The following is a 26,474-nucleotide window of genomic DNA, read 5'->3' on the forward strand; positions in this document are numbered from 1 at the left end:
TGCCCGTCAGATGCAAAAAAGACATGCATCACTTTATCAGTGAAAACATGTCCTTGGTTAACGCTTTTATGCAGCTTTTATGCAGCTTTTACGCAGCCTGTATACCGCCGTGCTGCTGCCCTGTATACCGCCCCGTGCTACTTCCTGTATACAGCCGTGCTACTGCGTATACCGCCGTGCTACTGCCTGTATACTCCTGTATGCTGTCGTCTTCTCAGCGATTGCGAACCTCGAAAATTCCGAATTTCAAATAATGTCCCTCGCTCACTCCAAGAATCTGCGGGTGATCCTTACCTGCGGCGCGCCATTCGATTAGGCGGAGCGTCTTGCCAGCATCGACTGCGGCTGCTTGTATCGTTTCCAGAAACAAATCCGGACGCATGTGATAGGAGCAGCTGGCCGTTACGAGATAGCCTCCTTCGTTGACCAGCTTCATGCCATGAAGATTAATATCCTTATAGCCTCTGACGGCACTCGGAACGGCCCCCTTAGACTTCGCGAATGCAGGAGGATCGAGAATGACGACATCCCAGGTGCGGCCTGTACCGCTAAGCGGCTTGGACGTATCTATCTTGCCGCTACCGGATTTTCCGCGTTCAGCCCGTTCATCCAGCCCCTTCGCCTGAGTACGCAAATAGTCAAAGGCATCGGCCACTACAAATTCAACACGGTCTTCGAACCCGTTGCGGGCCACATTGCGCCGTGCGGTCTCAATCGCATGTTCGGACACATCCAGACAGGTGACCTTCTTTGCCCCGTATTGACAGGCATGCAGAGTGAAGCTTCCTGTATGAGCAAAGCATTCCAGCACATTTGCTCCGTCCCAGTAGGGAAAAGTCACGATTTTGCCGTTAGCGTTAACCGGTACCCGAACCGTACTCTTCAACGCTTCAAGCGCTCCCGTATCATCTCCGGCATAAAGATCCGATTCCGTAGTGCCGCCCTTGCCTGCTTCCTCAGACATCTCGGCAGCAGAACGCTCCACCAATGAAATTCCGCTTCTGAAGCCCCAGCCGGTCATAAGCGGTGCGATTGATGCCCGGTTCTCGCGCTGGTCGTAGAAATAACCCGTCTTCTGCCCCTCTGCTATATCGACTTCCATCAGCAGTCCGTTCTCACGAATATCTACAATGGCCGGACATTCGCCGAACAGGACACCAGTGCGCTCCTCTAATCCTTCCAGCTCGCGCACGGACACATCGCTTCGCTCGTAAATTCCTGTCGGTGCGAACACATGGATCAATGCATTCACAATTGATTCACGATGGATATCCATTCCAAGCGTCAGCAGTTGCACGACAAGCACGCCGCCGAACCGGTCTACGATCAATCCAGGAAGAAAATCAGCCTCGCCATAAACAAGCCGGCAGTCATTCCCGGCTACAAAACGCTCGCGGTGCAGCTTGCATTGCTGGAATCGTTCGCGGAAATATGCTTCATCCATCGCTTGCAGCGGTTTATATGACACGATGCGCACAGTGAGCTGCGATTTCGGGTTCCAATATCCTGTTGCCAAATATCTCCCTTGATGATTCACTACATCTACCAGATCTCCGGGTGAGGACTCCCCATCCATTCTCGCAATCTCACTGGCATACACCCACGGATGTCCTTGCTCCAGCCTCTTTTTTCGTTCCTTTTGCAATACCGCTTTTGCCCGTTCCATCCTGCTTTCCATCCCTTCAAATTCCTTAACAGCCTGCATCGTGCTGTTTTCGTTAATATGCTTTTACCCGCTTACAGCGATAAAGAAGTGAGGCCCTATTCGTTGTAAGCCGGTTTTTCCGGTTTATGTCTCTGTCAGCGGCCTGCTTTCCTTCTCGCTCGGCGGCTATTGCACGTTTTTTCCCGCTTACAGCACCGAAAAAGCGGGGCTCCATTCGCTGTAAGCCGGCTTATCCGGCGTATCCGACCTATGCGGTTTATCCAGCTTATCCGGTTCTTCCGCTTATGCGGTTCAGCCCGCTTGCCAGCTTAGCTCGCTCAGCCGCTGAACACTAATTTCATCCGCATATGTTTGGCCGTTTGGCCAGCATATACTGCAACCTGTACGATCCGTCCTTGCTGCCAACCGTGCGTTTGTCATGCTTGTCTGCTCAAATTCATATACATGAGAAGAAAGGTTTCTCGAACTAGTCCGCTCGCAGCATTCAGCCTTCAGCAAAGGAGCAATCATATGCAATCGATTATTCACGTTCTCACAGGTTTCGCGGTCTTTCTGGCCGGTATGAAAATAATGGAGCTGGCGCTGCATCGGTCTGTCGGACAGCATCTGCACGGCATCCTGCACAAATCGACCGCAACGCCCTTACACGGTCTCGTTGTCGGAACAGCAACAACGGCCGTTCTGCAGAGCAGCACGGCCGTTACGGTCATGACAATCGGCCTCGTCAATGCCGGATTGCTCACTTTTCCCCGCACGCTCGGCATTATTCTCGGCACCAATATCGGAACTTGCTTAACGACCGAATTAATTGGTCTCAATCTGAATGGGCTCGCCTGGCCGCTCCTCCAAGTATCACTCGGCTTATGGCTGCTAACCGCGCTGCTCGGTGAGATCGGACTTATGCAGGGCGGCAGCAGCAAATGGCAGCATAGCGGAGCAGCAAGCGGCAAAAGCTGGCTTCAGCCCCTTCGCAATAGCTCCGTCATCGCAGGAGGCTTCTCCCTGCTGTTAATCGGGATCGGACTTATGCAATCGGTAGCCGCCGACGTTCAAGCCAGCGGCATCTTCCATACATTCCTTCACCGGGCAGAGAACAGTGTGCTATGGGGGCTCGCTGCCGGAGTCATACTGACAGCTGCCGTTCACAGCAGCGCTGCTGTCATTGGCATCGTCATGGGGCTTGCGTCTGTTGGTGCGATGCCCATTGAAGTTGGCATTGCCGTCGTGCTTGGCTCCAATGTAGGAACCTGCATCACTGCCATGCTCGCATCCATCGGCGGAACCAAGTCCGGCCGGTTCGTCGCCTGGTCGCATGTGCTGCTGAATATATGCGGCGCAGCACTCTTTGCCCCATTTGTCTCAGAGCTTCATACTGTTGCAGGCTGGATATCCTCATCCCCGGCTGCCCAGATCGCTCATGCCCAGACGATCTTTAATATGCTGAGCTCTCTTCTGGCCCTGCCCCTGTGCTACCTTCCCCGGATTCAGCGCCTATCGCCGAATTGACAATAATGACGCCAGAGCTTGTTCCTAATCGGTTCGCTCCCGCCCTCAGCATCTGGATGGCTGTCGCCGCATCACGAATACCGCCCGAGGCTTTAACGCCAATGCCAGCTGATACCGAAGCTCGCATCAGCCTAATGTCTGCCTCCGTGGCACCGCCTGGGCCGAAGCCGGTCGAGGTCTTCACATAATGCGCACCCGCCGCTTCCGCTACACGGCAAGCCTCTGACTTATGCTCGTCATCCAGCAGGCCGGTCTCAAGAATAACCTTAACAATTGCTTTGCCTTCCACCGCACGGACAATAGCCGATATATCATGGGCAACCGTACCGAAACGCTCTTCCATTACGGCTCCGACCGGAAGCACCATATCAATTTCCTTCGCCCCGTCTTCCACAGCATTGACAGCTTCGAACACTTTGGCTTTCGTTGCCATAGCACCCAGCGGAAAACCGCAAACAACACTAATATGGACACCAGAGCCAGCAAGCTGCTCGCGGCACAGGGGAACCCATGAACCATTGACGCACACGCTATAAAATCCATGCTGGACAGCTTCCTCACAAAGCCTGATGATGTCCCGCTCCGTCGCAGCCGGCTTCAATAGCGTATGATCGATAAAACGGGCGATTGGCTTGCCGGGCTCCCAGATCTCCACCATTTCACTGCACCTCCAAACCAAGCAGTTTGAGCGCTCCAGCCAAAATTCTATCGTTATTGTTATAACCGGATTGCCGTTGGCGTCGCCAAGCCTCAGACGGCTCGAACCATTCTACGCCGCGGATTTCTTCCACCTGTGCTTGCAGTTTGCCGCCCACAGCTTCCACTAGATAATAATGAACCTCTTTGTCCACACTGCCTTTGGACTCGTGGTTGTATTTATATTTAATCTGATCGATGGGTGCGATAATAACGCCTTCCATGCCCGTTTCCTCGACAATTTCGCGGAGTGCGGTCTGTTCAACCGTCTCGCCCGGCTCCATTTTGCCTTTGGGCAAGGAAATTTTCCCGTATCGATCCTGTATCAATTGAATTTGCGTTTGTCCATCAATCCGGCGGAATACAACACCGCCTGCTGATATCTCTTTCATGCTCGCTCCCCCTCTGCACACAGCCTATGTAGAGCAAGGATTCTTAGACGCAACCCGGCTTGGGTGGGCAAGAATCCTCGCTATAAGATTGCCTATACGCGTCAAGCCTGCATTGCCTGCGGCAGATCCGCCGATGTCACTGCAGTACCGGCCCGTGCTCCCGCTGCTTCATTATCCAGTACACGAACCAGTTGACCACGGCATTCGTTGACGCCTGCCTCAGTAATTTTGACCCGGCACAACTCTCCGACAAGCGATTCCGAGCCCTCAAATACGACCTGCAGATAGTTGCCGGAATAACCCATGATCAGGCCGCTGCCCGGAGCTCCTTTATACTCTCGTTCCGGAATAACATCGACCACTTCGCCAACATACTTCCTGGCATATTCAACCTGCAGACGCTCCGATAAATCGATAAGCTTATGAACGCGCTCGTTCTTCACTTCATCATCAACCTGATCTTCCATGCGCGCAGCAGGAGTGCCGGTCCGTTTGGAATAAGGGAACACATGCATCTCGGCAAACTTCAGCTCTTCCATATATCGGTACCCGGTCTCGAACATCTCCTCCGTCTCGCCAGGGAAGCCGACAATGACATCGGTCGTAATCGCAACACCCGGCATTGCGATGTGCAGCAGCCGGATTTTCTCAGCGAACTGCTCGATCGTATATTTGCGGCGCATGCGGGACAATACCGTATTGTCTCCCGCCTGCAGCGGAATGTGCAGATGGCGGCACATCTTGGGAGAGCGGTTCAGCACATCGATCATCGCATCATCAATCTGACTGGCCTCGATGGAGCTGATCCGGATCCGTTCCAATCCATCAACACCGTCCAGATCCCATAGAAGATCGGACAGACGGTAATTATCCAGATCATCGCCATAACCGCCTGTATGAATGCCTGTCAGGACGATTTCCTTATAACCTGACGCAACCAGCTGACGCGCCTGATTCAGAATGCTCTCCCGATCTCGGCTGCGCGAAAGCCCCCGGGACCACGGAATAATACAGAAGGTGCAGAAATTGTTGCAGCCTTCCTGGATCTTCAGAAACGCCCGTGTCCGATCGGCAAAATCCGGCACATCCAATTCCTCGAACTCACGGGTCTTCATAATATTGCGAACCGCGTTGACAGGCTTGCGGTCGTTTTGAATTTGCCCGATATAGTCCATCAGCTTGTCCCGATCCTGTGTGCCGATGACCAGATCAACACCTTCAATAGCCAAAATCTCCGCAGGTGAGGTCTGTGCATAGCACCCTGTCACCGCGATAACCGCATCAGGATTGCGGCGAATGGCTCTGCGGATGATCTGGCGGCTCTTCTTGTCTCCGGTATTCGTTACCGTACAAGTATTAATAAGATAGACATCAGCAGTCGTCGTCTCAAAATCAACCTGCTCATAGCCTTCCTTCTTGAACAGCTGCCAGACCGCTTCCGTATCGTAGAAGTTAACTTTACAACCTAATGTATAAAAAGCAACCGACGGCATAGTCGTTAAACGCCTCCCATTTCTCCGGATTCGTACATGAGGCAGGCAAGTCCCACCATTGCCGCCGTCTCGGTGCGCAGTATGCGCTTGCCAAGCCCGACAACAACCGCGCCCGCCTGCTCTGCCTCAGCCGCTTCGCGTTCCGTGAACCCGCCTTCAGGGCCAACAATGAGCAGAAGCCGAAGCTCCTCCGCTTTGTTGCCTTCCCGGGAACGATAACCGCGAACAGCGTCGCGCAAGCCAGCGCCGCCTGATCCGCCTTCCTTCTCGTAACAAAACATAACCAAATCATACTCTGCTATGACAGCAATCAGCTGACGCCATGTCTTCACAGGCTCCACCGCCGGTATTCGGCTGCGGTGCGCTTGCTCCGCAGCCTCCTTGGCGATCTTGCTCCAGCGCTCCAGACGCTTCGCTTCCTTCTTATTATCATACTGCACAATCATCCGTTCGGATTGGAAAGGAAGAAATGCTGCCGCTCCGATCTCCGTCCCCTTCTGAATGACCAGCTCCATCTTATCGCCCTTAGGCAGGCTCTGCGCTACTGTCACCGACCACCTTGGCTCGCCGTCCATCGGCAGCCATGCCGCGATGTCCGCTTCCACTCTGTCTGATGCTGCAGAACGTATAATTGCTTTAGCCGCCCGCGACCTGCCGTCGCTGACAATAATTTCATCCCCCGGCTCCATTCGCATGACTCTGACTGCATGATGAGCATCATCACCAGCCAGCACAACCCCATCATCGCGAAGCTGCGGAGGCGCTACAAAATATCGCTGCATGTCATTTGACCCTTCACAATTGAATATTTAAAAAAGCAAAGAAAGAGCTTAGAAAGCTCCAACTTTCATCTTACACGTTTTATTCCCGATGCGCTATAGATTTAAACATTTTCCACCGCAATCATGGAATCACTTCATCTTCAGGACATCGGCCCAAAGGTCGCCCCAGAATACCCTGTCGAACACGGTCTCGAACATCCCTGCGAAAAAGTTGAAAATAACCGACCAGAACGAAAACAACGGGGTTAGCGTTACTTCTCGAAGCTGCGGAATAAACACAATAAGCAGGAAGATAAAGATGCCCCAGTGCGCATTCTGATCCATCTTATGCCTTACGTGAAGCGGAACAATATCCTGTATAATTCTGTAGCCATCCAGCGGAGGGATTGGAAGCAGGTTGAACAAGAACAAAAGGATATTAAGGGTGATTAGATAATATGAGAAATGTGCGATTGCCTGATAAACGCCAGTTGAAGCCGATTCCAGTACGCCAAAGTGATTCAGCACATAGACAGCCAGCATACCGAGCGCAGCGACCAGCAGATTGCTCAACGGGCCAACTACAGACACAACAATCCCCATCAAGCGCGGATTCTTGAATCTCCCCCGATTAACCGGCACTGGCTTTGCCCAGCCGAAGCCGGCGATAAGAATAAGAATCGTCCCGAACACGTCAAGATGAACGCGCGGATTGAGCGTCACACGCCCCGCATCATAAGCGGTACGGTCTCCAAATTTATAAGCGCTGTAAGCATGCGCAAACTCATGTACAGTGAACGCGATGACAAGTGTTAGAAATATAAATGGCAAATCCTCAAACGGATACCAAAGAAAATTCACAGACCGGCCTCCTGATCTGCCCCTTGAACCGATATATTCAAATACGGCGAGCAGTTATTAAGTTGTAGGATGAATGACTACGCTGGCTTTACGGCTACGAATGCAATCCAGTCCTGATCCCGCTGACGGTCGACAATCGTGAAGCCCGATGCCTGGAGCCCTGCCTCCACATCCTCTTCCTTGTTCTTGTAAATCCCGGACGCAATATAGGTTCCACCCGGCTTCAAAGCCGCGAATACATCATCGACGAATAACAGAATAATCTCGGCGAGAATATTGGCAACAATGAGATCGACCGGCACAGACACATGGATTGGCAGCCCTGACGCCCCCTGGTCTTCGCTGCTCTGCAGAACGCCCAGCAGATCGCTAAGCCCAACCTGGATCTCTGCGTCCAGCCCGTTAAGACGGACATTCTCCGTTGCCGAAGATACCGCTACTGGATCGAGGTCAAGGGCCAGAACCCGGCGTGCGCCAAGACGAACAGCACCAATCGCCAGAATGCCGGAGCCTGTCCCCACATCGATAACCTCTTCATCGCCGCGAATAACAGACTCCAGTGTCCGCAGACAAAGCGCAGTTGTCGGATGAGTTCCCGTTCCGAAGGCCATGCCGGGATCAAGCTCGATAATTTGCTCCTGCGGCGAAGGCTCGTAATCCTCCCATGTCGGCTTGATCGTCAATCTTTCTGACACCCGAATCGGCTTGAAGTACTGTTTCCATGCGTTAGCCCAATCCTCTTCATCTACAACGATGCACGAGATGGCATAATCACCCGTATCAATATCGAATTCGCTAAGCTCGTCAATACGCGGACGCAGCTCTTGCTCCACAGCCGCAATATCCGTCTCCTCCGAGAAATAGCCTTTAATAATAGCTTGGCCCTCTGGAATATCGTTCAATGGCACCTCATACCATTGTCCCAGCGAGGTATCGCGCTGCTTGTTCAACGTTCCCGATTCTTCGATGGATACGCCCCCAGCGCCCAATTCATGCAAAAAGTTGGAGATCATCTCGATCGATTCTTCTGTTGTCGAGATTGTAAGCTCATGCCATTTCACTATCGTACAGCCTCCCAAAAATTTCTGCGTATTCTTCCCGCTCACATCTGCATAAGCAGAAAACTTCATCGCAGGGATACGCTCGATTTACTTATCGGATCTATTTTACACCAGATAAGGCCTGCGTACAAAAAAAGAGGGCATTCAACAGCCGCAATAACTGTTGAAGCCCTCTTGATTTCTTCTTGGAGCAGCAGTCAACAGAGGAGCCCCATGCCCCGTCCAGCAAAGACGAGAGCATGGGGCTCCTCTATCTACATATCCGCCGTTCCTCCGGTATCCCGGATTAGATGAAGTGCGCGATCGACCATCTCATCCCCTACTGTAGCAGTAAAGGAGATGCCATCGCCATTCTCCTCCAGCTCCAGGACTCTGAGCGCCTGAAGCTTGATACCCGCTTCCCGGGCACCGCTGCCATCGGGAAAGGTTGCATGGATACGAGCTGTCATCGGCGTACCCTCTATTCCTGCTCTTGCTGATTCTGATCCGCCTGAGCAGCACGCTTCTGCGCTTGTTGATCATCAGCGTCGGCAAGTGCTTCGGAGAACTCGACATCTTCATTTTGCCCTGCTGGCAAATTAGCGAAATTCTGATTCTGCAAGTTTTGTTTCTCCAGGTTTTGTTCGGTCATGTCTATTCCTCCTTCCCATTGGCAACTAAAGTGCGCTTGTCACAATGGATAGGATAAACCAACTTTGCCAGAACTATACACAAGAGAACAAATTCATTAATCGCCGCGGAATGCTTTTTTCATCCGGTCAAAGATAGATTCGTGATGCTCCTCTTGGGTTGAGACGCTGTCGCCGCCCGAGAATTGACGCAGCAGCTCCCGCTGTTCGTCCGTCAGCTTCGTTGGTGTAACAACGGTCACTTTAACATGCTGGTCGCCCTGTCCGTAGCCCCGCAAGCGTGGAACGCCCTTGCCCTTCAAGCGGAAGTAAGTACCTGTTTGTGTGCCTCCGGGAATCTTCAGTTTCACTTTCTCGGACAACGTCGGAATCTCAATCTCATCGCCCAGCGCCGCTTGAGCGAACGTCAGCGGAACCTCGCAGTAGATGTCATCGCCTTCCCGCTCGAAGAAATCATGCGCCTTGACACGAATTACGATATACAGATCGCCAGCCGGTCCGCCGCGCAATCCGCCTTCACCTTCGCCAGTAAGTCGGATTTGAGCGCCTTCATCGACGCCAGCCGGAATTTTGACGTTCAGCTTGCGCTGACGCTTCACTTTGCCTGCCCCATGACAAGTACCGCACTTCTCCTTAATAATGCGGCCATTGCCGCCGCAGTTCGTACATGCACGTCTGTTGACCATTCGGCCAAACGGTGTATTCTGCACCACTTCTTGCTGCCCTGTTCCACGGCAGACGGAGCAGGACTCCGGCTTCGTACCCGGCTTCGCTCCGGAGCCGACGCAAGTATCACAGGTCTCGGTGCGTGGAATGGTCACTTCCGTTTCCTTCCCGAACACCGCTTCCTTGAACTCGACCGTCATCGTATACTGCAGGTCATTGCCGCGCTGAGGCGCGTTAGGATCACGCCGGCCTCCACCGCCGCCGAAGAACATATCGAAGATATCGCCGAAGCCGCCGCCGCCAAAATCACCGCCGCCGCCGAACCCTTGATTAGGATCGACATGTCCGTGACGGTCATACGTATCCCGCTTGCCGTCATCGCTCAGAACATCGTACGCTTCCTTCATCTCTTTGAATTTATCTTCCGCATCCGCCGCTTTGTTCACATCCGGATGGTATTCACGCGCAAGCTTACGGTAAGCCTTCTTAATCTCATCCGCGGAGGCGTCTTTCCCAACGCCCAGCACCTCGTAATAGTCCCGCTTTGCCAAATCCGTCACCCCGTCTCCTTATTGCCAATCCTGTACCCAGACACACGAAAAACGGCTGCGCCGTCCAGCCCTCGGACGGCGCACCGTTTGGCGTTTCAAGCTTATTTCTTCTCGTCTACGACTTCATAATCCGCATCGACGACATTGTCTTTGCCTTTTGCTTCGCCTGCTTCTGCGCCTTCTGCTCCTGGCGCATCCTGAGCCGCCTGCTCATAGAGCTTCACAGACAGCTGCTGCACGATTTGCGTCAGCTCTTCCGTCGCTGCAGTGATCTCTTCAAGATTGTCGCCCTCAAGCGCCTTTTTCACTTTTTCTTTCGCTTCATTAGCTTTCTCGATCTCGCCCGGATCTACCTTCTCGCCAAGATCCTTGATCGTTTTATCAACGGAGTATACGAGCTGGTCCGCATTGTTCTTCGCTTCTACAAGCTCACGGCGTTTGCGGTCTTCCTCCGCATTCAGCTCCGCATCCTTCATCATACGCTCGATTTCCTCTTCGGACAAGCCGCTTGAAGAAGTGATCGTAATTTTCTGGCTCTTGCCTGTTCCTTTATCCAGTGCCGATACGTTAACAATACCGTTCGCATCGATATCGAAGGTAACTTCGATTTGCGGTACGCCGCGTGGTGCCGGCGGAATATCGTTCAGATTGAAGCGGCCCAAAGTTTTGTTGCCGGCAGCCATCTGGCGCTCGCCTTGAAGCACGTGAATCTCTACACCTGGCTGATTGTCCGCATAAGTAGAGAACACTTGCGATTTGCTGGTAGGGATCGTCGTATTGCGGTCGATCATCTTCGTGAATACGCCGCCTGCTGTCTCGATACCAAGAGACAATGGTGTTACATCAAGAAGAACAACGTCCTTCACATCACCAGTAAGAACACCCGCTTGGACGGCTGCACCAAGAGCTACAACCTCATCCGGGTTAACGCCTTTGTGGGATTCCTTGCCGATCAGCTTCTTGATCGCTTCCTGTACGGCAGGAATACGAGTCGAACCGCCGACAAGCACTACTTTATCGATATCGCCGGAGCTCATGCCAGCATCTTGCAGCGCTTGGCGGGTTGGCTTGAGCGTACGCTCAACAAGCTCAGCCGACAGCTCTTCGAATTTCGCGCGCGACAGGCTCATTTCAAGATGCTGAGGAACTCCATCAGCCATTGTAATGAACGGCAGGGAAATCGTTGTCGTCAGAACGCCGGAAAGCTCTTTTTTCGCCTTCTCAGCTGCATCTTTCAAACGTTGTACAGCCGCCTTGTCCTTGGACAAGTCAACGCCTTGCTCTTTCTTAAATTCGGACACAAGGTGATCGATAATGACTTGGTCGAAATCGTCGCCCCCAAGGTTGTTGTCACCGCTTGTTGCTTTAACTTCGAAGAAGCCATCACCCAGCTCAAGGATAGAAACATCAAACGTACCGCCGCCAAGGTCATAGACGAGGATCGTTTGATCTTCGGATTTCTCAAGGCCGTATGCAAGCGCCCCTGCGGTCGGCTCGTTAATAATACGCAGAACTTCAAGGCCGGCAATTTTACCAGCATCCTTCGTCGCTTGACGCTGGCTGTCGTTGAAATAAGCCGGAACCGTAATAACCGCTTGCGTAACCGTTTGACCGAGATACGCTTCAGCATCAGACTTCAGCTTCTGAAGAATAATCGCCGAAATTTCTTGCGGAGAATACTCTTTGCCATCGATCGTTTCTTTGTGGTTCGTTCCCATATGGCGTTTGATCGAGCTGATCGTACGATCCGGGTTCGTGATCGCTTGACGCTTCGCTGCCTCGCCAACGATACGCTCGCCATCCTTCTTGAAGCCGACAACAGACGGCGTAGTACGGTTGCCCTCCGGATTCGGGATAACGACAGCTTCGCCGCCCTCCATTACAGCCACACATGAATTTGTTGTTCCAAGATCAATACCAATTACTTTACTCATAACTAGAAATCCTCCTCATTATTAATCAAGTTAGTTGTATTCAGAACCCGGGATTTACCCGCTTACTTTAACCATCGCAGGACGCAAAATTTTATCCTTCAGCATATAGCCCTTCTGGACTTCTTCAACGACGACGCCTTCTTCATGCTCTTCAGATTCCACCTGCATAATCGCCTGATGATAATCCGGATTGAACGGCTGGCCTACCGTCTCCATCTGCTTGAGGCCCTCTTGCTCCAATACGCCCACCAGCTGGCGGAAAATCATATCGATGCCCTTGGAGAAGGAATCGCTCTCGCCGCCGCTGCTCTTCGCCGCTTCAATCGCACGGTCAAAGTTATCGACAACCGGCAGCAGCTGCCCAATCAGCTTCATGGAAGCATACTGGCCAAGCTCTTCCTTTTCCTTCATCGTACGGCGGCGGAAGTTGTCAAAGTCCGCTTGAGCACGCAAGTAGCGCTGTTGATTCTCCTCTGCCAGCTGAGCCAGCTGCGCGTAACGCGAATCATCGGAGCCCTCCATAACTTCCACTTCCTCGGCGCTCCCTGCTTCGGTTTCCTGCTCCTGCTCATTCGAAGCGTCAACTGCTTTATCTTTATATTCTTCGGCTGTTTGTTGTTCGTTAACACTCACGGAACGCTTCACCTCCTAGTTATATTCTCATTTGAACCGGCCGCTCAGCAAAGCTGCCATATCCGAGGATAACACCTCAAGCAAGCCGATAACCTTGCCGTAATCCATTCTTGTTGGACCAAGTATTCCTATTGTGCCAAACGATTGTCCTTCGACCGAGAAAGAAGCGGTAATCAAACTGCAGTTGTTGATGGCGACATGAGCGTTCTCTGTTCCGATGCGAACTCCGATGCCGCTTGGCAGTGCAGAGAATATCCGCATAAGCGCAGGCGTCTCATCGAACAAGTCAAGCAGAGTCTTGACCTTATCCACATCCTTGAATTCGGGCTGCATCAGCATATTCGTCGTCCCGCTCAGGAACATGCGGTTCTCATCCTCGCTCGTGAGCGCTTCATCCAGCACTCCGAGGAGCAGCTCGCATTTGTCAACATAGCGCCCCAGCTCTTCCCCAACCTCCGAGTACAGCTTTGATTTCAAGCGCACAAGCGGAACGCCGATCAGTCTCGTATTCAGAATGTTGACAGCTTGTTCAATATCCTGCATGCTCATATCGGCTGGTATCGAAACCGTTTTGTTCTCCACATGTCCGGTATTTGTTACCACAATCGCAACAGCCGTATCGGAGCTAATCGGTATTAGCTGAAAATGCTTGAGCGAATTCGAGAATGTTTCCGGGCCCAGCACAATCGAGGTGTAATTGGTCAGATTGGAAAGGATCATCGCAGCATGCTGGATGATTTGTTCGGTCTGATTCATTTTGTCTGCGAAGAAGGTCCGGATCGTTGATAAATCCTGTTCATTCACTTCGCCATGCCTCACCAGATGATCCACGTAGTAACGATAGCCTTTAATGGATGGAATTCGACCTGCCGAGGTATGAGGCTGCTCCAGAAAGCCCAGATCTTCAAGATCGGCCATCTCATTACGGATCGTCGCCGGACTGTAGCCGACGTCTCCACGCTTGGATATGCTTCGCGAGCCGACGGGCTCAGCGGAACGGATGTAGTCATCGATGATTGCATTCAAAATCATGCGCTGCCTTTCTGTTAACATCACAGCTCCTCCTCTTCATTCATCCTCTGGGTACTGCCGTTACCGTGTTCTATACTGCTCGTTAGCACTCATTGTCGTCGAGTGCTAATCATTACTACAAAAATACCAAACTGACTTGCCTATTGTCAAGTCAGTTCAGCGTTTTGGGCACAGCTTTTAATTACATTCAGGTCGGAATGAAATGAATCGCTTCATTTCATTCCATATCCGCCTAGGATAGGTCGGCGTTTGACGCCACCCCGGCCTATCCACGCAAAAAACCACTATACCATTAGTCACATTATGCCCTAATGTTATAGTGGCCCTGCTCATAATAATGCTGCACAACCATTAATTCAATGTTCGCAGAACAGCGATTTCATCGCAAGCATGCTGCTTGGGACAATTCACGCAATCCGTCCATACTTTCTCAGGGAAAATCTCTTTATCTACCACGGCAAAGCCGTTCTTTTCGAAGAAACGCACTTCATAAGTAAGAGCCATCACTTTCGGAATGTGCTGCTCCTTGGCTTCTTCCAGCAGAAAATCGATCAGCTTGCTGCCGATGCCAAGCCCCTTATAACCCTCCGAGATTCCTAGTGATCGAACCTCGACAAGCTCCGTTCCCAGCCTGCATAACGAACCGCAGCCAACTACTGTTCCCTCAACCTCAGCCACGACGAATGTATCAATCTGACGCTGAAGCACATCTCGCGAGCGCGGCAGCATGATGCCTTTGGCGGCATAGCCAGCTATTAATTCTACCAATGTTTCGACGTCATCCGCTGTAGCTTTTCTGCATACCGCTTCCACGTTATTCCCCCCGCTCAACTGCTCCCAATATAAATCGATACGAATAAATATACAACAGGCTGCATGAATTTACAATAGTATTTTATGAGGAACCTATTTATCACACCTATAAAAATGTTCATCTGCCAGAAGTTCGTCCCTGCAGTACAATGAAAACAGGAAAGATCGGTTCCGCCATCTCTCTCCGGCAGAGCCGATCCTGATTTCAAATTCCAGTTCAGGAGTGTGATTCCAATGACTGAGCTTGTTCAGCAACAATCCGATGCCAAGGACAATCAATTGGCAAAGCAAGTGCTCTTCCTGTCGATCCGCGACTTCCAGGGGTTAAAATCGCTTGGCGACAGGGCAATCTCCCAGCTCTCGGCCGATGAACTGCATTGGTCGCCTATGCCGGATTCCAACAGCATCGCGATTATTATCAATCATCTGTCCGGCAATATGATTTCCCGGTGGACGGATTTTCTCACCACTGACGGGGAGAAGGAGAACCGGAATCGGGACACGGAATTCGAGAACGATGATGCGAGCCAAGCCGAGCTGCTTCGGCGCTGGGAGCTTGGATGGCATACTCTGCTGTCCACGCTGCAAGATCTGCAGCCTGAAGATTTGCTTGCAACCGTCTATATCCGTGGTGAAGCTCACTCTGTCCTTCAGGCCATTCACCGCCAAATTGCCCACTATGGCTATCATGTCGGGCAAATTGTTTATATTGCCAAAGCGTGCCGTTCTGAACATTGGGAGACACTCAGCATCAAGAAAGGCGAATCGGCTGATTTCAATGCCCGGATGCGGACATCAACATAGAACCAGCCACTCTAAGTTCTACGTCAGGAGAGCTCATTCATCTCCGATAAAAGCGCCAAACACTTCATTCCCGAGCGGTACGCCTTTCTCCGACAGTCGATAACCGCCTCCCGGAAGGGTGTCAGTCTCTTCCAGCAATCCATTTGCCAGCATCCGGTTAAGCGGTGTTCCGAATATGTCCTTTATTGTGCGTCCGTTGAACTGTGTGCCGAAATCAGCTTCGCTCACCCCTCCGAGCAGGCGCAGTCCGACCATCATGAAATCCTCCATCGCCTCCTGCTCGGATACAGGGCTGGATTCAAGACGCGGCAGACGGCCCAGCGTAGCGTCTATATACGGCTGAACGCCCTTTATATTGACATGCCGCTCCCCTCGGGCATAGCCATGCGCTCCCGCTCCCAGTCCGTAATAGGGCTCATTCCGCCAATAGGTTATATTATGGCGGCTCTCGTAACCCGGCTTGGCGAAATTGCTAATCTCATAGTGTTCATAGCCCGCTGCCTTCAATTGCTGGATCAGCAGCATATACATCGACAGCTCGTCCTCCTCAGGAGGCAGCGGCAGTTCATTGCGCTCGTAAAGCGCATGGAACAGCGTATTCTCTTCGACTTTCAACCCATATAGAGAATAATGGGTAAGGCCAAGGTCAAGCGCACGGCTGACACTATCCGCCAGCAGCTCTACCGTCTGTCCCGGCAGTCCGAACATGAGGTCGATCGATAAATTGTGAAATCCGGCACCTCTGGCATTCTCAATGCTGCGGTATACATCATCCACATTGTGAATCCGTCCAATCCGCTCCAGCAGAACGTTATCAAATGATTGAACGCCGAAGCTGATCCGGTTCACGCCACCAGCCCGCATAGCGGCAAGCTTCTCCGGATCAGTCGTTCCGGGATTCGCCTCCATCGTAAACTCAGCCTCAGGATGAATCGGGAAATACCGCTTCACTGAAGCCAGAAACCGCTCCATCTGAGGCGGTGTCAGCACAGTTGGCGTTCCGCCGCCCACGAATACTGTCCGGATCTCATCCGGAGGCAATATGGCTACCGTTCTCTCCATCTCGCGTTCAAGGGCATCCAGATACTCGTCAACCGGCTGCCCCTTCAGCACATAAGAGGTAAAATCGCAATAATGGCATTTGTTCGTGCAGAACGGGATATGAATGTACAGTGCGCGAGGCGCGTGTTGAAGCATGGGTTAATCAGCTCCTTAAATGACTGAGGCCTATCCAATTGAAGAAAGGGAGCACGCGGCTCCCTTCGTCGCCGGCTGATTGCTGTACGGTTGAAATACCGCACCGCCAATCCGCCGTTTAATCTTCGTTTATTTTGAGCACCGCCATGAATGCCTCTTGCGGCACCTCGACGCTGCCGACCTGCTTCATCCGCTTCTTGCCTTCCTTCTGCTTGTCAAGCAGCTTCCGCTTACGGCTAATATCGCCTCCGTAACACTTGGCCAATACGTTCTTCCGCATTGCCTTAACCGTCTCACGGGCAATAACCTTCGTACCGATGGAAGCCTGTACAGGCACCTCGAACATTTGGCGCGGAATGAGTTCCTTCAGCTTCTCGCATATGCCGCGGCCGCGCTGGTAAGCGCGGTCACGGTGAACGATAACGGACAAGGCATCCACCTGCTCATTGTTCAGCATAATATCCATCTTCACGAGATTCGACTTGCGGTAGCCAGAAACCTCATAGTCAAAGGAAGCATAGCCCTTCGTGCTTGATTTCAGCTGGTCGAAGAAATCGTATACGATCTCGGACAACGGAATCTCATAGGTAATCGTTACACGGTTCGTATCCAGATATTCCATATTGATGAACTCGCCGCGCTTGTTCTGGCACAGCTCCATGATGGCTCCGACAAAATCGTTAGGAACGATAATTCCGGCCTTTACATAGGGCTCTTCCACGTAATCAATCTTGCCGGCCTCCGGGTAGTTGGACGGATTGTCGATGGACAGTACTTCGCCATTGGTCTGCGTAACCTGATAGATAACGCTTGGCGCGGTTGTAATCAATGGAATGTTGAATTCCCGTTCAATGCGCTCCTGGATAATCTCCATGTGCAGCAGTCCAAGGAAGCCGCAGCGGAATCCAAACCCAAGCGCCGATGACGACTCCGGCTCGTAACGAAGCGAAGCGTCGTTAAGCTCCAGCTTCTCCAGTGCATCCCGCAGATCGTTATAATCCTGCGTCTCGATCGGGTACAGCCCGCAGAATACCATCGGATTGATCTTGCGGTAGCCCGGCAGCGGCTCAGGAGCTTGATTCTTCGCCTCCGTCACCGTATCGCCGACACGCGTATCCTTCACGTTCTTGATGCCAGCTACGATAAAGCCGACATCACCGATCGACAGCTCGCCGACTATGCCCATGCGCGGCATGAACGCGCCGACTTCAATGACTTCGAACTCAGCGCCTGTCGCCATGAACCTGATCTTCTTGCCTGCCCGAATGCTGCCGTCAACGACCCGGACATAAACGATAACACCTTTGTAGGGATCGTAATGCGAGTCGAAAATAAGCGCTTTAAGCGGGCTGTCGGGATCTCCCGTAGGCGCGGGCACTTTAGCCACGACCTGCTCAAGAATCTCCTTGATGCCGATGCCGGCTTTCGCGGATGCGAGCACCGCATCGCTCGTGTCCAGGCCGATGACATCCTCGATCTCCTGCTTAACCCGCTCCGGCTCCGCGCTCGGAAGGTCGATCTTGTTGATGACCGGCACAATCTCCAGATTGTTGTCCAGCGCCAGGTAGACGTTCGCAAGCGTCTGCGCTTCAATTCCCTGCGCAGCGTCAACAACGAGCAGCGCACCCTCGCAAGCGGCAAGACTGCGTGATACCTCATACGTAAAATCTACGTGTCCCGGCGTATCAATCAGATTAAGAATATATTCCTCGCCATCGTCAGCCTTATACCCGAGACGCACAGCCTGCAGCTTGATGGTAATACCACGCTCACGCTCCAGATCCATCTGATCCAGCACCTGCTCCTGCATTTCACGCGAGGAGAGCGCTCCGGTAAACTCCAGAATGCGGTCTGCCAATGTCGATTTGCCATGATCGATATGAGCAATAATGGAAAAATTTCGTATTTTCTTTTGTCGGTCACGTACGTCCGCCATGCCTAACCCCCACTGAATCACAAATTACGTTATCGCTAACCATTCCACTTATTATATCAGTTCGGGGGAAGCCCTTCAATCAGTTACTGAATCAAAGAACGAAACAACGAAACGGATGCCCTGGCTGGACAGTGACTGCAATATTCCAGCCGTACTGTCTGCAAGCTTGTTGACCGTCGATTGCTCGCCTAATTCAGGCATCCCGGGCAGCCGTTCATTCGCAGCCTGCCCTTTCCCTGACGCCTCCTCCGCCTTGAGCCGGTCAATGACCTGCTGAGCCTCGCGAATCAGCCGCTCCCTCTCATTGTCATCCCTGCCTTCCGTCAGCATGGATCCGCTGCCGTTGCCCTGCATGGAAGACAAGGAGCCGGCCTCCCCGCTTCCCGCCATCCGCCCATCCTCCAGGGAAGACGGGTTAACAGATAGGACACCTTGGCCATTGATAGGGCCGTTAATCCGTTCAATCCCGCTTGTCGCCATATCGATGCCGAACAGCACCACGATCGCGATTGCTCCGCCGACGAGGGCCATCTTGAATGATTTGCGGCGCATCAGCAACTCCTCCTTATGATCAGCCTAGCTCTCTTTCGGAAGATCAACTTTCTTCGCATCCCAGTACAGCTCTGCGATCACCTTGGCCAGCGCATCAACTGTCCGGTAGGACTCTTCCAGCGTATTGTCGACGCCGCCGATCTCGATCAGCACACTGCCCGGCGACAGCGACTGGTTGTACTCCCCATTGCCGTTGGCCGTTGTCTTTCCCCATATTCCGTGGGAGATGCCGGGATACTGCTTCTCCAGCTTGTCCTGAATTTTGTTGGCGAACGCCTCGTTCTTGCGCCAATTGGCATTCTCCTGGCCGATGATGAACATGACCTGGGCATATGCCTTGCCGTTGATCGTAATCGTAGTCTGCTTCTTGCGCAGCGAATTCCGGTGGATATCGAAGAAAAAGGTCAAGTCTTTGTTGGAGGCCATAGCATCCTTTACCGTTTTTTTCGAATACTTATAGGATAGCGCCCAATTGTATTTTTTAATCGCGGTCACGTAATCGGTCGCAGATTGCAGGGCGCCGATTCCTTCCTTTTCAAGCTTTTGCTGCAGCCGTTTGCCGAGCAGCGTCACATTTTTGCTGGGCGACTCTGCATATTTGCTGTCGCCGAGCAGCGGAAACCACGACTCTCTATTATGGGAATGATAGATGAATACAACATCGCGCCCGGCAGTCGTAGGTTTCGATGGATTCGACGGATCAGGCTTGTCCGGATTGCTGCCACTCTGATCGGTATTCCGAACAGGCGGCACCTCCGAAGTGCCATTCCCGCCACCGTTGTCTCCGGCATCACCCGATCTGTCCTCGTCTGGCCCCGGATCCGGGCGTCCGGAACCATCAATCGTGCTCTCCCCTTCTAGAGTACCTGTATCCCCTGTCCCTGGCAGCGGATCATGATCCTCCGGCTCTATAGACATATCAGCGCTCGTGCCTGCCCGCAGCAGATAAGCTTCATTGCCGCCCATAACCGGATATTCTCTCGTTAATAGGCTTTTGGGATCCGACGGATTAATATCCGTCATTAACCGGACTAAAAAGGAGCCGATTTCCTTGCCGGACAACGGGATAGTGGCATCACCTTGCTCCCCCGCCCCCGGCATCTCCATCTCCAGCATATCCGTGAACAAGCCGCTTGAGACTGCCGCTGCGAACCCTTTCATAGACGACATAGGCGTCGTAGAGGCACTCTGATGCACGATGGAGCCAATTCCAATAACAATAACCATGATCATGGAGCCCAAAGACAGGAAGGCAAATGTCCTGCCTGTAACAAGCAGCTGGCGAAAGCGCTGGCTTTCTCTTCCCAGGTTCCAAGTAATCGCAACATGTTTCATCGTTTCGTCCCCCTAGCGATAGACTACTATCAACTTATGAGAGACCTGCTTTTAATAGAACTGAAAGTTTGCTAGTTTCACCATATGCGAACATTCTAAATACTCACGAAGCACATAAGGCTCCGTGAGTACAGGATGCGCCTTGCCCAGCTTGCAGGCAGACTCAGTGCGTATATGCGGCAACGTTGGAGGTGTCTACCGCTTCATGCAGAGCAGCGTTGAGACCGCTCGCTACTATATTGGCGATATCCTCGATAAACTGGTCGATTTCCTTAGGCGTGACAAGAAGATCATGGCCAAGCGGGCCAAGCGCTTCGCGCACTAGCTGAAGCCTTTCCTGCTCGTTGATGGAGTCCAGCAAGCCGAGAACTCCATCAGTCGTAGAGCCATGACGCTTGAGATGTTGTTTAACAAGTTCGATGCTGTTGCTGACAATTGTAGAGGCGTACACGACCGTCGGAACTCCGATAGCTATAACGGGAATACCCAATATCTCCTTGGTCAATCCCCTGCGCTTGTTGCCAATGCCGGAACCGGGATGAATGCCTGTATCAGCGATCTGTATCGTCGTATTCACCCGCTCCAATGCCTTGGAGGCCAGCGCGTCAATAGCAATAATAAGATCCGGCTTTGTCCGGTCTACAATTCCCTGCACAATCTCACTGGATTCAATGCCGGTTACGCCAAGCACGCCCGGGGCAACAGCGCTGATGCAGCGATACCCCGGCGCAACCTCATTTGGCATCAGCTCAAAGAAATGGCGCGTCACCATCACATTCTCCACAACGAGCGGCCCCAGCGCATCGGGTGTAACATTCCAGTTGCCGAGCCCGACAATAAGCACATTGGATTGCTTGCCCACTCCGATCCGCTGCAAGAATGATTCGAATTCCTGAGCCAGCTTCGTCGCTACCTTGTCCTGCAATCCTGTATCCTGCTTGCGCAGGTCGGGAACCTCGAAGGTCACATAATGCCCAATCATTTTGCCCAGCGCCTTAGAGCCTTCCTCGTTCGTAATTTGCAGGCGCGTAATGGTGATGCCATCATCCTCAGATACGTCCGAGACTACCCCTTGAATCGGGCCTTGGCCGCCGGATTCTGCAAATTCCTTCGCTTCAACCGCCAAATCTATGCCGACAGCAAATTGCTGCAAATCGAGATTATCCATATAAGCAGGGTGCTCCTTCCATACCGTTTGACGTTAGTTTGCGAATTTGGCGTTTAATTTATTCGGCGGGCCAGCCTTCAAACGAGAGTAAGTATAGCTAGCACTATTGCTTTTTAATCAGGCACATGATAGAATGTTTCAAGTTGTGTTGTTACAATGGGGTTTTTCCTTTTACAGGAGGTGAATGCAATGCCAAACATTAAATCCGCTGTTAAACGTGTTAAAACAAACGAGAAGCGCCGCGCTTTGAACGCTTCGCAAAAATCAGCACTTCGCACGGCCGTTAAAACTGCTGACCAAGCTGTCGTCGCTACTGATGTCGATGCTGCTAAAGCAGCTCTGATCGTCGCTACGAAGAAGCTGGACAAAGCTGTTACGAAAGGCCTGATTCATAAAAATGCGGCTTCCCGCAAAAAATCACGCCTTGCCAAAAAGCTTAACGCTCTTTCGGCTAAAGCCTAATTCAAACGAATAAAGTCCTGCTCACCGCATTAGCGGTGGCAGGACTTTTTTATTGTTATTTTATGCCGCAAGCGACAAGAGGAACAGCTCCAGTCCAAGCGTCTTATCAACCTTGCCTGTCTTCATTTTGTAATCAAGCTCGGCTAACTGGTTCAAATATCGGCCCAAATCAGTGACCGAGAATTTCTTTGCCTTCTCAGCGGCAAGCTTCACCGCATAGGGATGCAGACCGATATGTCCGGCCATCTGTTGAGGAGAATAGCGTTGTCCCTCAAGCTCCTTCACCTGCAGCATAATTCGAAACTGCCGGGCTATCAAGGCGGCAATCTTGATGGGCTCCTCACGCCGCAGCAGCAGCTCCCCGTACAGCTTGAGCGCCTTATCCACCTTCAGCGAAGCCATCGCATCAATTAAAGCAAACACATCCTCTTCAACCGTGGAGGCAATCAGCGCTTCGACAACATCGGCGGTTATCGCGCCTGACTCGCCGGCATGCAGGCAGAGCTTGTCCACCTCATGTGCCAGCTGCTGCATATTCGTGCCTGTGCGGGCAAGCAGCAGTTCGGCAGCTTCACCGTTCATCCGCCTGCCCTGCTCCTCCGCGCGTCTGATCGTCCATTGAACTAGCTCAGCCTCCTGCAGCTCCTGAAAGGAGAGAAGGGCATCCTGCTCCTTGAGCAGCTTGACTACCTTGCGGCGCTCATCCAGCTTCTCTGCAAGCACATGGAAGACGACAACACTGCTCTCGCAAGGATTGGACAGATAAGCCAGCAGCTTATCTGTCCCATGCTCGATCTTGCCGCCTTCCTTGCCTCCTGAAGCAGCCAGAACGGACTGATCGCGAATAATGACGACTTTGCGCGAAGCAAAGAAAGGCAGCGTCTCCGCCTCCAACACCGCCTCTTCAATCGCCGTCTCCGAAGTATCGAACCTGACAACACCCAGCTCACGCTCTTCCTTGGTCAGCAGCAGCTCGATCAGCGTGTTTGAGCATTCCCGCATGCGATAGCGATCCTTGCCGTACAACACATAAACAGGGCGGAACTTGCCTGCCTTCCATTCCTTTATTGCATTTCTGATGTCCATCTTCTATATGCCCCCTTGCACGCGCTGCATGCTATCATTCCCTTGCATTCATCCTGTTCTATGTAACCGCAACAAAGGGATGAAGCCCTCTGTGACTTCATCCCTTTGTCCCTGAACATCTATATAAACATCCGCGTGAAGACGGGCCATGGTACCGTCTGCGGATGGTCATACGACGTCAAGGTACCGTCCTATGACGTTTCCGTTCACTACACAGTATACGCAGATACCCTGCTATGTGTGCGGAATACGCTGCAATTATTATGGCTGCAACTGTTCCGTCCCGTTCTTGGGATCGATGACGAATTTGGCCAGCTTCCCGTCATCCGCCAACGTCTCATAGACCAGCTGCCTGCTGTCATCCGACCATTGCAGCCCGCCAAAGCCGCTTGCCCGCTTCACGCTCTCGAAGAGGAGCGTGCTGTCGGCAATCAGATACACCTTAAGCTGACTATCGAGAATAACCGCTCTGTAGATCCCGTCAGGTGATACCATCCGGTCAACCGAAAGATTCTCAGCAGCTATTGGAGCGCCGACTCCCTCATTGGCTTCGCTGTCTTTCGTTTCGCCACCGCCAGCAAATGAGTTGCCTGTAACCGGATTGTCAGGGATGCTGTTGTCCGCAATTGCATTCCCGCCATCGCTGCCATAGCTATTGGTATTGGCCGAGCTCTCATTATCCCGACTGTTGTCAGATTGAGCGGCGCCTAATTGATCATTCACTATGGTTGTCTCATAATTCGGCGACTGCACCTTGCCAATACGCTCCTGGGAAGAAGTCTCCTCTGCAGGCGCGAAGTTCCTGGCAGCATCCGAGCCGCTCTCAGCCTTGGACTTGTCACTCCGTTCGGCATCAGACTTCAGAGCGATATCTGAGGAAGGTGCAGATTCAATCTCCACATTCTTTTGGAGCTGCAAGGCAGAATCCGTTGCCTCTTCCGATAGCGACTTATCTGCAGCGCTATTGGCGCCCGCAGACATGCTGGATTCTGCAACCAGCTTCTGCCCAGCACTGTCGCTCAGATTATCCATCGCGCCAGGTCTGTAAGTAACGAGGAACAACCCGACTACAACTCCTGCAGCTATGACACCCCCAAGCGTCCGCATGGACAATGAATTCTTCCAGCGGCCGAATCGCCCTGTGCGCTCTGCTCGTCTGACAAGCGGAAGCGGCTCATCCGCTTCTGGCCTGCCAGGATCTGCAGCTTCTGGGTGAAGCTCCATCAAGCGAGGCATAATGGCATCAACCAGGCTGTAGCTGGGCGTTACCTTAGGCAGATTCTCCAGGCCGGCAGAAAGCAGCTCCAGACGATCGAGCATAGTGGCGCAGTCCTGGCATTGCCGCGTATGAGCCATCAAGATGTCGGCTTCCTGTTCGTCCAGATCGCCATCCAGCTGTCTCTGCATATATTCCATCACCTCTTGACAATTCATCCTCGGACACCACCTTTCTGATAATCATGGAGGTACGTTTGCAGCTGTTGCCTTGCCCGGAATAAATAAGATTTGACCGTGTTTAGAGGCAGATCAAGAGAATCAGCGATTTCATTGTATGAAAAATCCTGCAAATACCTCAGCACAACAACTGCTCGGTGATGCTCAGGCAGCTTGTCAATCGCCTTCCGAATATCCTGCACTGCATAAGAGGAAAGCACTTCCTCCTCCACAGATTGCGAATCTCGAAAATCCATCTCATGCTCGTCAATCGACACCGTTGGCTTGTTCCGTCTAAACTTGTCGATGCAAATATTCGTAACAATACGTTGAACCCATGTTTTGAACTGAGCTTTTTCTTCGTATGAGCCTATCTTCGTATAGATGCGGATCAATGCCTCTTGAGCGGCGTCCAGCGCATCCTGTTCATTGTTTAGTATATAATAAGCTGTCCGGTAAACATGGTTTTCAATCGTTCGCAATAGAGAAATCAGAGCATCGCCATCACCCGCTTGAGCGGCTTTAATCAGGCCGGGCTCTACCACGGAAGATCCCCCTCTCTTGCAACCTTACAGACGAAATGCCCTGTAATTATGTTGCACCCCATCATTCAAATTCTTTAATGAATTTTTAGGAAATAATAAAATAAGCACAGATACACCAACTTCAAGAATATCAGAAAAATAATGAACCGTATAGCCTCCTATCAGATGGAAAAAACGGCTGCTCAGACCCGCCAGCGAAGCCTGGACGCCCGCAGCAAAATAGAGCAGCAAACCTTGGGTCAATACGCCGCATGGTTCGCTGCTCTATCATTTTCGCTTGCTTGACTTAATATTCGCTGCGGGGATCGACAACATTAAGAACCGGCCCCTTGCCTTGAACGTAGCTTCCAAGGTTATCCAGAAATATATCGACGACCCGTTCCTCGTAGGCCGTCGTATCTCCTGCAATATGCGGCGTAATCAAGACGTTGTCCATCGACCAGAGCGGATGCTCAGGCGGCAGCGGCTCATTCTCGAACACATCAAGCCCGGCGCCGCTGATGGCACCGGTGCGCAGCGCCTCCAGAAGCGCATCGGTATCCGTTGTCTTGCCTCTTCCAATATTAATATAGTAGGCAGTCGGCTTCATCGCCTGAAACTGCTCCCTCCCGATAAGATGCTCTGTCTCCCGCGTATGAGGCAAGCAGTTAATAATATAATCACTTTTTTGCAGCACCTCTTGAAGACCGTCCAGTCCATACATCTCATCCACCTCTGGCTCCGGCTCTCCTGATCTGCGGACACCAAGCACTCGCATCTTGAATGCCTTGGCCAGCCTCGCCGTCTCCAATCCGGCAGCACCAACGCCCAATATGCCGATTGTACGTTCATGCGCCTCTCCAAGCGTGCCCGTTCCTTCCCAAACCCGCTTCGACTGATTGCGCAGTGACAAATGAAGATGGCGCGTAAAAGCAAGCAGCATGGCAAAGATCGTTTCGGAGATGGGATACGGATGAACGCCGCTGGCATTCGTTAGCGTAATACCAAGCTGATGAAGCTTCTGCAGCGGCAAACGATCGACACCGGCCCCCCAATACTGCAGCCAGCGCAGTGTGGACGAGCCGTTCACAATGGCCTCTCTAACAATTCTGTTCCAGCCAAAAACAACGTCCGCATCATGCAGATGCTCCTGCAGTACAGACTTATCACTTCCATCGACAACCATCCATCCCGGCGCAGTCTCCTTGATCCGCAATAGATGGCGTTCTTCCAGCTTATGTACAACTACGATTTTCCCCATATCGTCGTCTCTCCTGATTCA

The 26,474-nt window shown here is 52.2% G+C and carries 27 protein-coding genes; 3 read left to right on the forward strand and 24 right to left on the reverse strand.

Annotation, left to right across the window (positions count from 1 at the left end):
* Positions 1-214: 214 nt before the first annotated feature.
* Complete coding sequence (locus K0T92_RS03075; protein ID WP_219870931.1) at positions 215-1,666, reverse strand: class I SAM-dependent rRNA methyltransferase; 1,452 nt, start codon at positions 1,664-1,666, stop codon at positions 215-217.
* Between the two features lie 510 nt (positions 1,667-2,176).
* On the opposite strand from K0T92_RS03075, the gene K0T92_RS03080 reads away from it, so the two are divergent.
* Positions 2,177-3,172: a Na/Pi cotransporter family protein gene (locus tag K0T92_RS03080; protein WP_219870932.1), complete on the forward strand. Its 996-nt coding sequence runs from the start codon at positions 2,177-2,179 to the stop codon at positions 3,170-3,172.
* On the opposite strand, the gene deoC is transcribed toward K0T92_RS03080, so the two are convergent.
* The 13 genes from deoC to K0T92_RS03145 form a co-directional block, all read right to left on the reverse strand.
* Complete coding sequence (deoC, locus tag K0T92_RS03085; RefSeq protein WP_219870933.1) at positions 3,099-3,830, reverse strand: deoxyribose-phosphate aldolase; 732 nt, start codon at positions 3,828-3,830, stop codon at positions 3,099-3,101. The genes K0T92_RS03080 and deoC overlap by 74 nt on opposite strands.
* A 1-nt stretch (position 3,831) precedes the next feature.
* Positions 3,832-4,260, reverse strand: a complete 429-nt coding sequence (locus K0T92_RS03090; RefSeq protein ID WP_219870934.1) for an NUDIX hydrolase — start codon at positions 4,258-4,260, stop codon at positions 3,832-3,834.
* A 101-nt stretch (positions 4,261-4,361) separates the two neighbouring features.
* A complete protein-coding gene (gene mtaB, locus K0T92_RS03095; protein WP_219870935.1) occupies positions 4,362-5,753 on the reverse strand; it encodes a tRNA (N(6)-L-threonylcarbamoyladenosine(37)-C(2))-methylthiotransferase MtaB in 1,392 nt (463 codons plus the stop codon).
* Between the two features lie 5 nt (positions 5,754-5,758).
* Positions 5,759-6,535 (reverse strand): RsmE family RNA methyltransferase, encoded by a 777-nt coding sequence (locus K0T92_RS03100; protein ID WP_219870936.1) that lies wholly within the window; start codon positions 6,533-6,535, stop codon positions 5,759-5,761.
* A gap of 129 nt (positions 6,536-6,664) precedes the next feature.
* Positions 6,665-7,375 carry a site-2 protease family protein gene (locus K0T92_RS03105; protein WP_219870937.1) on the reverse strand — a complete coding sequence of 237 codons (711 nt, stop codon included), beginning with the start codon at positions 7,373-7,375 and terminating at the stop codon, positions 6,665-6,667.
* A gap of 77 nt (positions 7,376-7,452) precedes the next feature.
* The gene (gene prmA, locus K0T92_RS03110; RefSeq protein ID WP_219870938.1) at positions 7,453-8,436 is read right to left on the reverse strand and encodes a 50S ribosomal protein L11 methyltransferase; all 984 of its coding nucleotides are present in this window, start codon (positions 8,434-8,436) and stop codon (positions 7,453-7,455) included.
* Between the two features lie 254 nt (positions 8,437-8,690).
* Positions 8,691-8,885: a hypothetical protein gene (locus tag K0T92_RS03115; protein ID WP_219870939.1), complete on the reverse strand. Its 195-nt coding sequence runs from the start codon at positions 8,883-8,885 to the stop codon at positions 8,691-8,693.
* An 11-nt stretch (positions 8,886-8,896) separates the two neighbouring features.
* Positions 8,897-9,067 carry a YfhD family protein gene (locus tag K0T92_RS03120; RefSeq protein WP_219870940.1) on the reverse strand — a complete coding sequence of 57 codons (171 nt, stop codon included), beginning with the start codon at positions 9,065-9,067 and terminating at the stop codon, positions 8,897-8,899.
* Positions 9,068-9,163: 96 nt separating this feature from the next.
* Complete coding sequence (gene dnaJ, locus K0T92_RS03125) at positions 9,164-10,282, reverse strand: molecular chaperone DnaJ (protein ID WP_219871187.1); 1,119 nt, start codon at positions 10,280-10,282, stop codon at positions 9,164-9,166.
* 101 nt (positions 10,283-10,383) lie between these two features.
* A complete protein-coding gene (gene dnaK / locus K0T92_RS03130; RefSeq protein ID WP_219870941.1) occupies positions 10,384-12,216 on the reverse strand; it encodes a molecular chaperone DnaK in 1,833 nt (610 codons plus the stop codon).
* Positions 12,217-12,270: 54 nt separating this feature from the next.
* Complete coding sequence (gene grpE / locus K0T92_RS03135; protein ID WP_219870942.1) at positions 12,271-12,849, reverse strand: nucleotide exchange factor GrpE; 579 nt, start codon at positions 12,847-12,849, stop codon at positions 12,271-12,273.
* Positions 12,850-12,876: 27 nt separating this feature from the next.
* On the reverse strand, positions 12,877-13,902 hold the full coding sequence (gene hrcA / locus K0T92_RS03140; RefSeq protein WP_219870943.1) for a heat-inducible transcriptional repressor HrcA: 1,026 nt from the start codon (positions 13,900-13,902) through the stop codon (positions 12,877-12,879).
* A 330-nt stretch (positions 13,903-14,232) separates the two neighbouring features.
* Positions 14,233-14,694: an N-acetyltransferase gene (locus K0T92_RS03145; protein WP_219870944.1), complete on the reverse strand. Its 462-nt coding sequence runs from the start codon at positions 14,692-14,694 to the stop codon at positions 14,233-14,235.
* Positions 14,695-14,928: 234 nt separating this feature from the next.
* Between K0T92_RS03145 and K0T92_RS03150 the strand changes: the two genes are divergently transcribed.
* Entirely contained in the window at positions 14,929-15,498 is a 570-nt protein-coding gene (locus tag K0T92_RS03150; protein WP_219870945.1) for a DUF1572 family protein, read from the forward strand.
* Between the two features lie 33 nt (positions 15,499-15,531).
* On the opposite strand, the gene hemW is transcribed toward K0T92_RS03150, so the two are convergent.
* The 5 genes from hemW to gpr form a co-directional block, all read right to left on the reverse strand.
* A complete protein-coding gene (gene hemW, locus K0T92_RS03155) occupies positions 15,532-16,695 on the reverse strand; it encodes a radical SAM family heme chaperone HemW (protein ID WP_219870946.1) in 1,164 nt (387 codons plus the stop codon).
* A gap of 118 nt (positions 16,696-16,813) precedes the next feature.
* Complete coding sequence (gene lepA / locus K0T92_RS03160) at positions 16,814-18,631, reverse strand: translation elongation factor 4 (protein ID WP_219870947.1); 1,818 nt, start codon at positions 18,629-18,631, stop codon at positions 16,814-16,816.
* Between the two features lie 75 nt (positions 18,632-18,706).
* On the reverse strand, positions 18,707-19,183 hold the full coding sequence (locus tag K0T92_RS03165) for a hypothetical protein (protein ID WP_219870948.1): 477 nt from the start codon (positions 19,181-19,183) through the stop codon (positions 18,707-18,709).
* Between the two features lie 24 nt (positions 19,184-19,207).
* Positions 19,208-20,518, reverse strand: coding sequence for a stage II sporulation protein P (gene spoIIP, locus K0T92_RS03170; protein WP_219870949.1), 1,311 nt, complete (start codon positions 20,516-20,518; stop codon positions 19,208-19,210).
* A gap of 163 nt (positions 20,519-20,681) precedes the next feature.
* Positions 20,682-21,686: a GPR endopeptidase gene (gene gpr / locus K0T92_RS03175; RefSeq protein ID WP_219870950.1), complete on the reverse strand. Its 1,005-nt coding sequence runs from the start codon at positions 21,684-21,686 to the stop codon at positions 20,682-20,684.
* Positions 21,687-21,875: 189 nt separating this feature from the next.
* On the opposite strand from gpr, the gene rpsT reads away from it, so the two are divergent.
* Positions 21,876-22,148: a 30S ribosomal protein S20 gene (gene rpsT / locus K0T92_RS03180; protein WP_219870951.1), complete on the forward strand. Its 273-nt coding sequence runs from the start codon at positions 21,876-21,878 to the stop codon at positions 22,146-22,148.
* 60 nt (positions 22,149-22,208) lie between these two features.
* Here the strand turns inward: rpsT and holA are convergent, their stop codons facing one another.
* The 5 genes from holA to K0T92_RS03205 form a co-directional block, all read right to left on the reverse strand.
* Positions 22,209-23,234 (reverse strand): DNA polymerase III subunit delta, encoded by a 1,026-nt coding sequence (gene holA / locus K0T92_RS03185; protein ID WP_219870952.1) that lies wholly within the window; start codon positions 23,232-23,234, stop codon positions 22,209-22,211.
* A gap of 261 nt (positions 23,235-23,495) precedes the next feature.
* The gene (locus tag K0T92_RS03190) at positions 23,496-24,668 is read right to left on the reverse strand and encodes an anti-sigma factor family protein (protein WP_219870953.1); all 1,173 of its coding nucleotides are present in this window, start codon (positions 24,666-24,668) and stop codon (positions 23,496-23,498) included.
* Entirely contained in the window at positions 24,665-25,213 is a 549-nt protein-coding gene (locus K0T92_RS03195) for an RNA polymerase sigma factor (RefSeq protein WP_219870954.1), read from the reverse strand. The genes K0T92_RS03190 and K0T92_RS03195 overlap by 4 nt, the downstream gene beginning before the upstream one ends.
* Positions 25,214-25,237: 24 nt before the next feature.
* Positions 25,238-25,456: a hypothetical protein gene (locus tag K0T92_RS03200; RefSeq protein ID WP_219870955.1), complete on the reverse strand. Its 219-nt coding sequence runs from the start codon at positions 25,454-25,456 to the stop codon at positions 25,238-25,240.
* Positions 25,457-25,499: 43 nt separating this feature from the next.
* Positions 25,500-26,453 carry a D-2-hydroxyacid dehydrogenase gene (locus K0T92_RS03205; protein WP_219870956.1) on the reverse strand — a complete coding sequence of 318 codons (954 nt, stop codon included), beginning with the start codon at positions 26,451-26,453 and terminating at the stop codon, positions 25,500-25,502.
* Between the last annotated feature and the right edge of the window lie 21 nt (positions 26,454-26,474).

This window comes from Paenibacillus oenotherae, assembly GCF_019443105.1.
Taxonomy (GTDB): Bacteria; Bacillota; Bacilli; order Paenibacillales; family Paenibacillaceae; genus Paenibacillus_Z; species Paenibacillus_Z oenotherae.

Excerpts from the sequence above, each read along its gene's own strand:
- K0T92_RS03075 (WP_219870931.1), bottom strand. The coding sequence starts at position 1,666 with ATGGAACGGGCAAAAGCGGTATTGCAAAAGGAACGAAAAAAGAGGCTG.
- K0T92_RS03080 (WP_219870932.1), top strand. The coding sequence starts at position 2,177 with ATGCAATCGATTATTCACGTTCTCACAGGTTTCGCGGTCTTTCTGGCC.
- deoC (WP_219870933.1), bottom strand. The coding sequence starts at position 3,830 with ATGGTGGAGATCTGGGAGCCCGGCAAGCCAATCGCCCGTTTTATCGAT.
- K0T92_RS03090 (WP_219870934.1), bottom strand. The coding sequence starts at position 4,260 with ATGAAAGAGATATCAGCAGGCGGTGTTGTATTCCGCCGGATTGATGGA.
- mtaB (WP_219870935.1), bottom strand. The coding sequence starts at position 5,753 with ATGCCGTCGGTTGCTTTTTATACATTAGGTTGTAAAGTTAACTTCTAC.
- K0T92_RS03100 (WP_219870936.1), bottom strand. The coding sequence starts at position 6,535 with ATGCAGCGATATTTTGTAGCGCCTCCGCAGCTTCGCGATGATGGGGTT.
- K0T92_RS03115 (WP_219870939.1), bottom strand. The coding sequence starts at position 8,885 with ATGACAGCTCGTATCCATGCAACCTTTCCCGATGGCAGCGGTGCCCGG.
- K0T92_RS03120 (WP_219870940.1), bottom strand. The coding sequence starts at position 9,067 with ATGACCGAACAAAACCTGGAGAAACAAAACTTGCAGAATCAGAATTTC.
- dnaK (WP_219870941.1), bottom strand. The coding sequence starts at position 12,216 with ATGAGTAAAGTAATTGGTATTGATCTTGGAACAACAAATTCATGTGTG.
- hrcA (WP_219870943.1), bottom strand. The coding sequence starts at position 13,902 with ATGTTAACAGAAAGGCAGCGCATGATTTTGAATGCAATCATCGATGAC.
- K0T92_RS03150 (WP_219870945.1), top strand. The coding sequence starts at position 14,929 with ATGACTGAGCTTGTTCAGCAACAATCCGATGCCAAGGACAATCAATTG.
- hemW (WP_219870946.1), bottom strand. The coding sequence starts at position 16,695 with ATGCTTCAACACGCGCCTCGCGCACTGTACATTCATATCCCGTTCTGC.
- lepA (WP_219870947.1), bottom strand. The coding sequence starts at position 18,631 with ATGGCGGACGTACGTGACCGACAAAAGAAAATACGAAATTTTTCCATT.
- K0T92_RS03165 (WP_219870948.1), bottom strand. The coding sequence starts at position 19,183 with ATGCGCCGCAAATCATTCAAGATGGCCCTCGTCGGCGGAGCAATCGCG.
- spoIIP (WP_219870949.1), bottom strand. The coding sequence starts at position 20,518 with ATGAAACATGTTGCGATTACTTGGAACCTGGGAAGAGAAAGCCAGCGC.
- gpr (WP_219870950.1), bottom strand. The coding sequence starts at position 21,686 with ATGGATAATCTCGATTTGCAGCAATTTGCTGTCGGCATAGATTTGGCG.
- rpsT (WP_219870951.1), top strand. The coding sequence starts at position 21,876 with ATGCCAAACATTAAATCCGCTGTTAAACGTGTTAAAACAAACGAGAAG.
- holA (WP_219870952.1), bottom strand. The coding sequence starts at position 23,234 with ATGGACATCAGAAATGCAATAAAGGAATGGAAGGCAGGCAAGTTCCGC.
- K0T92_RS03190 (WP_219870953.1), bottom strand. The coding sequence starts at position 24,668 with ATGAATTGTCAAGAGGTGATGGAATATATGCAGAGACAGCTGGATGGC.
- K0T92_RS03205 (WP_219870956.1), bottom strand. The coding sequence starts at position 26,453 with ATGGGGAAAATCGTAGTTGTACATAAGCTGGAAGAACGCCATCTATTG.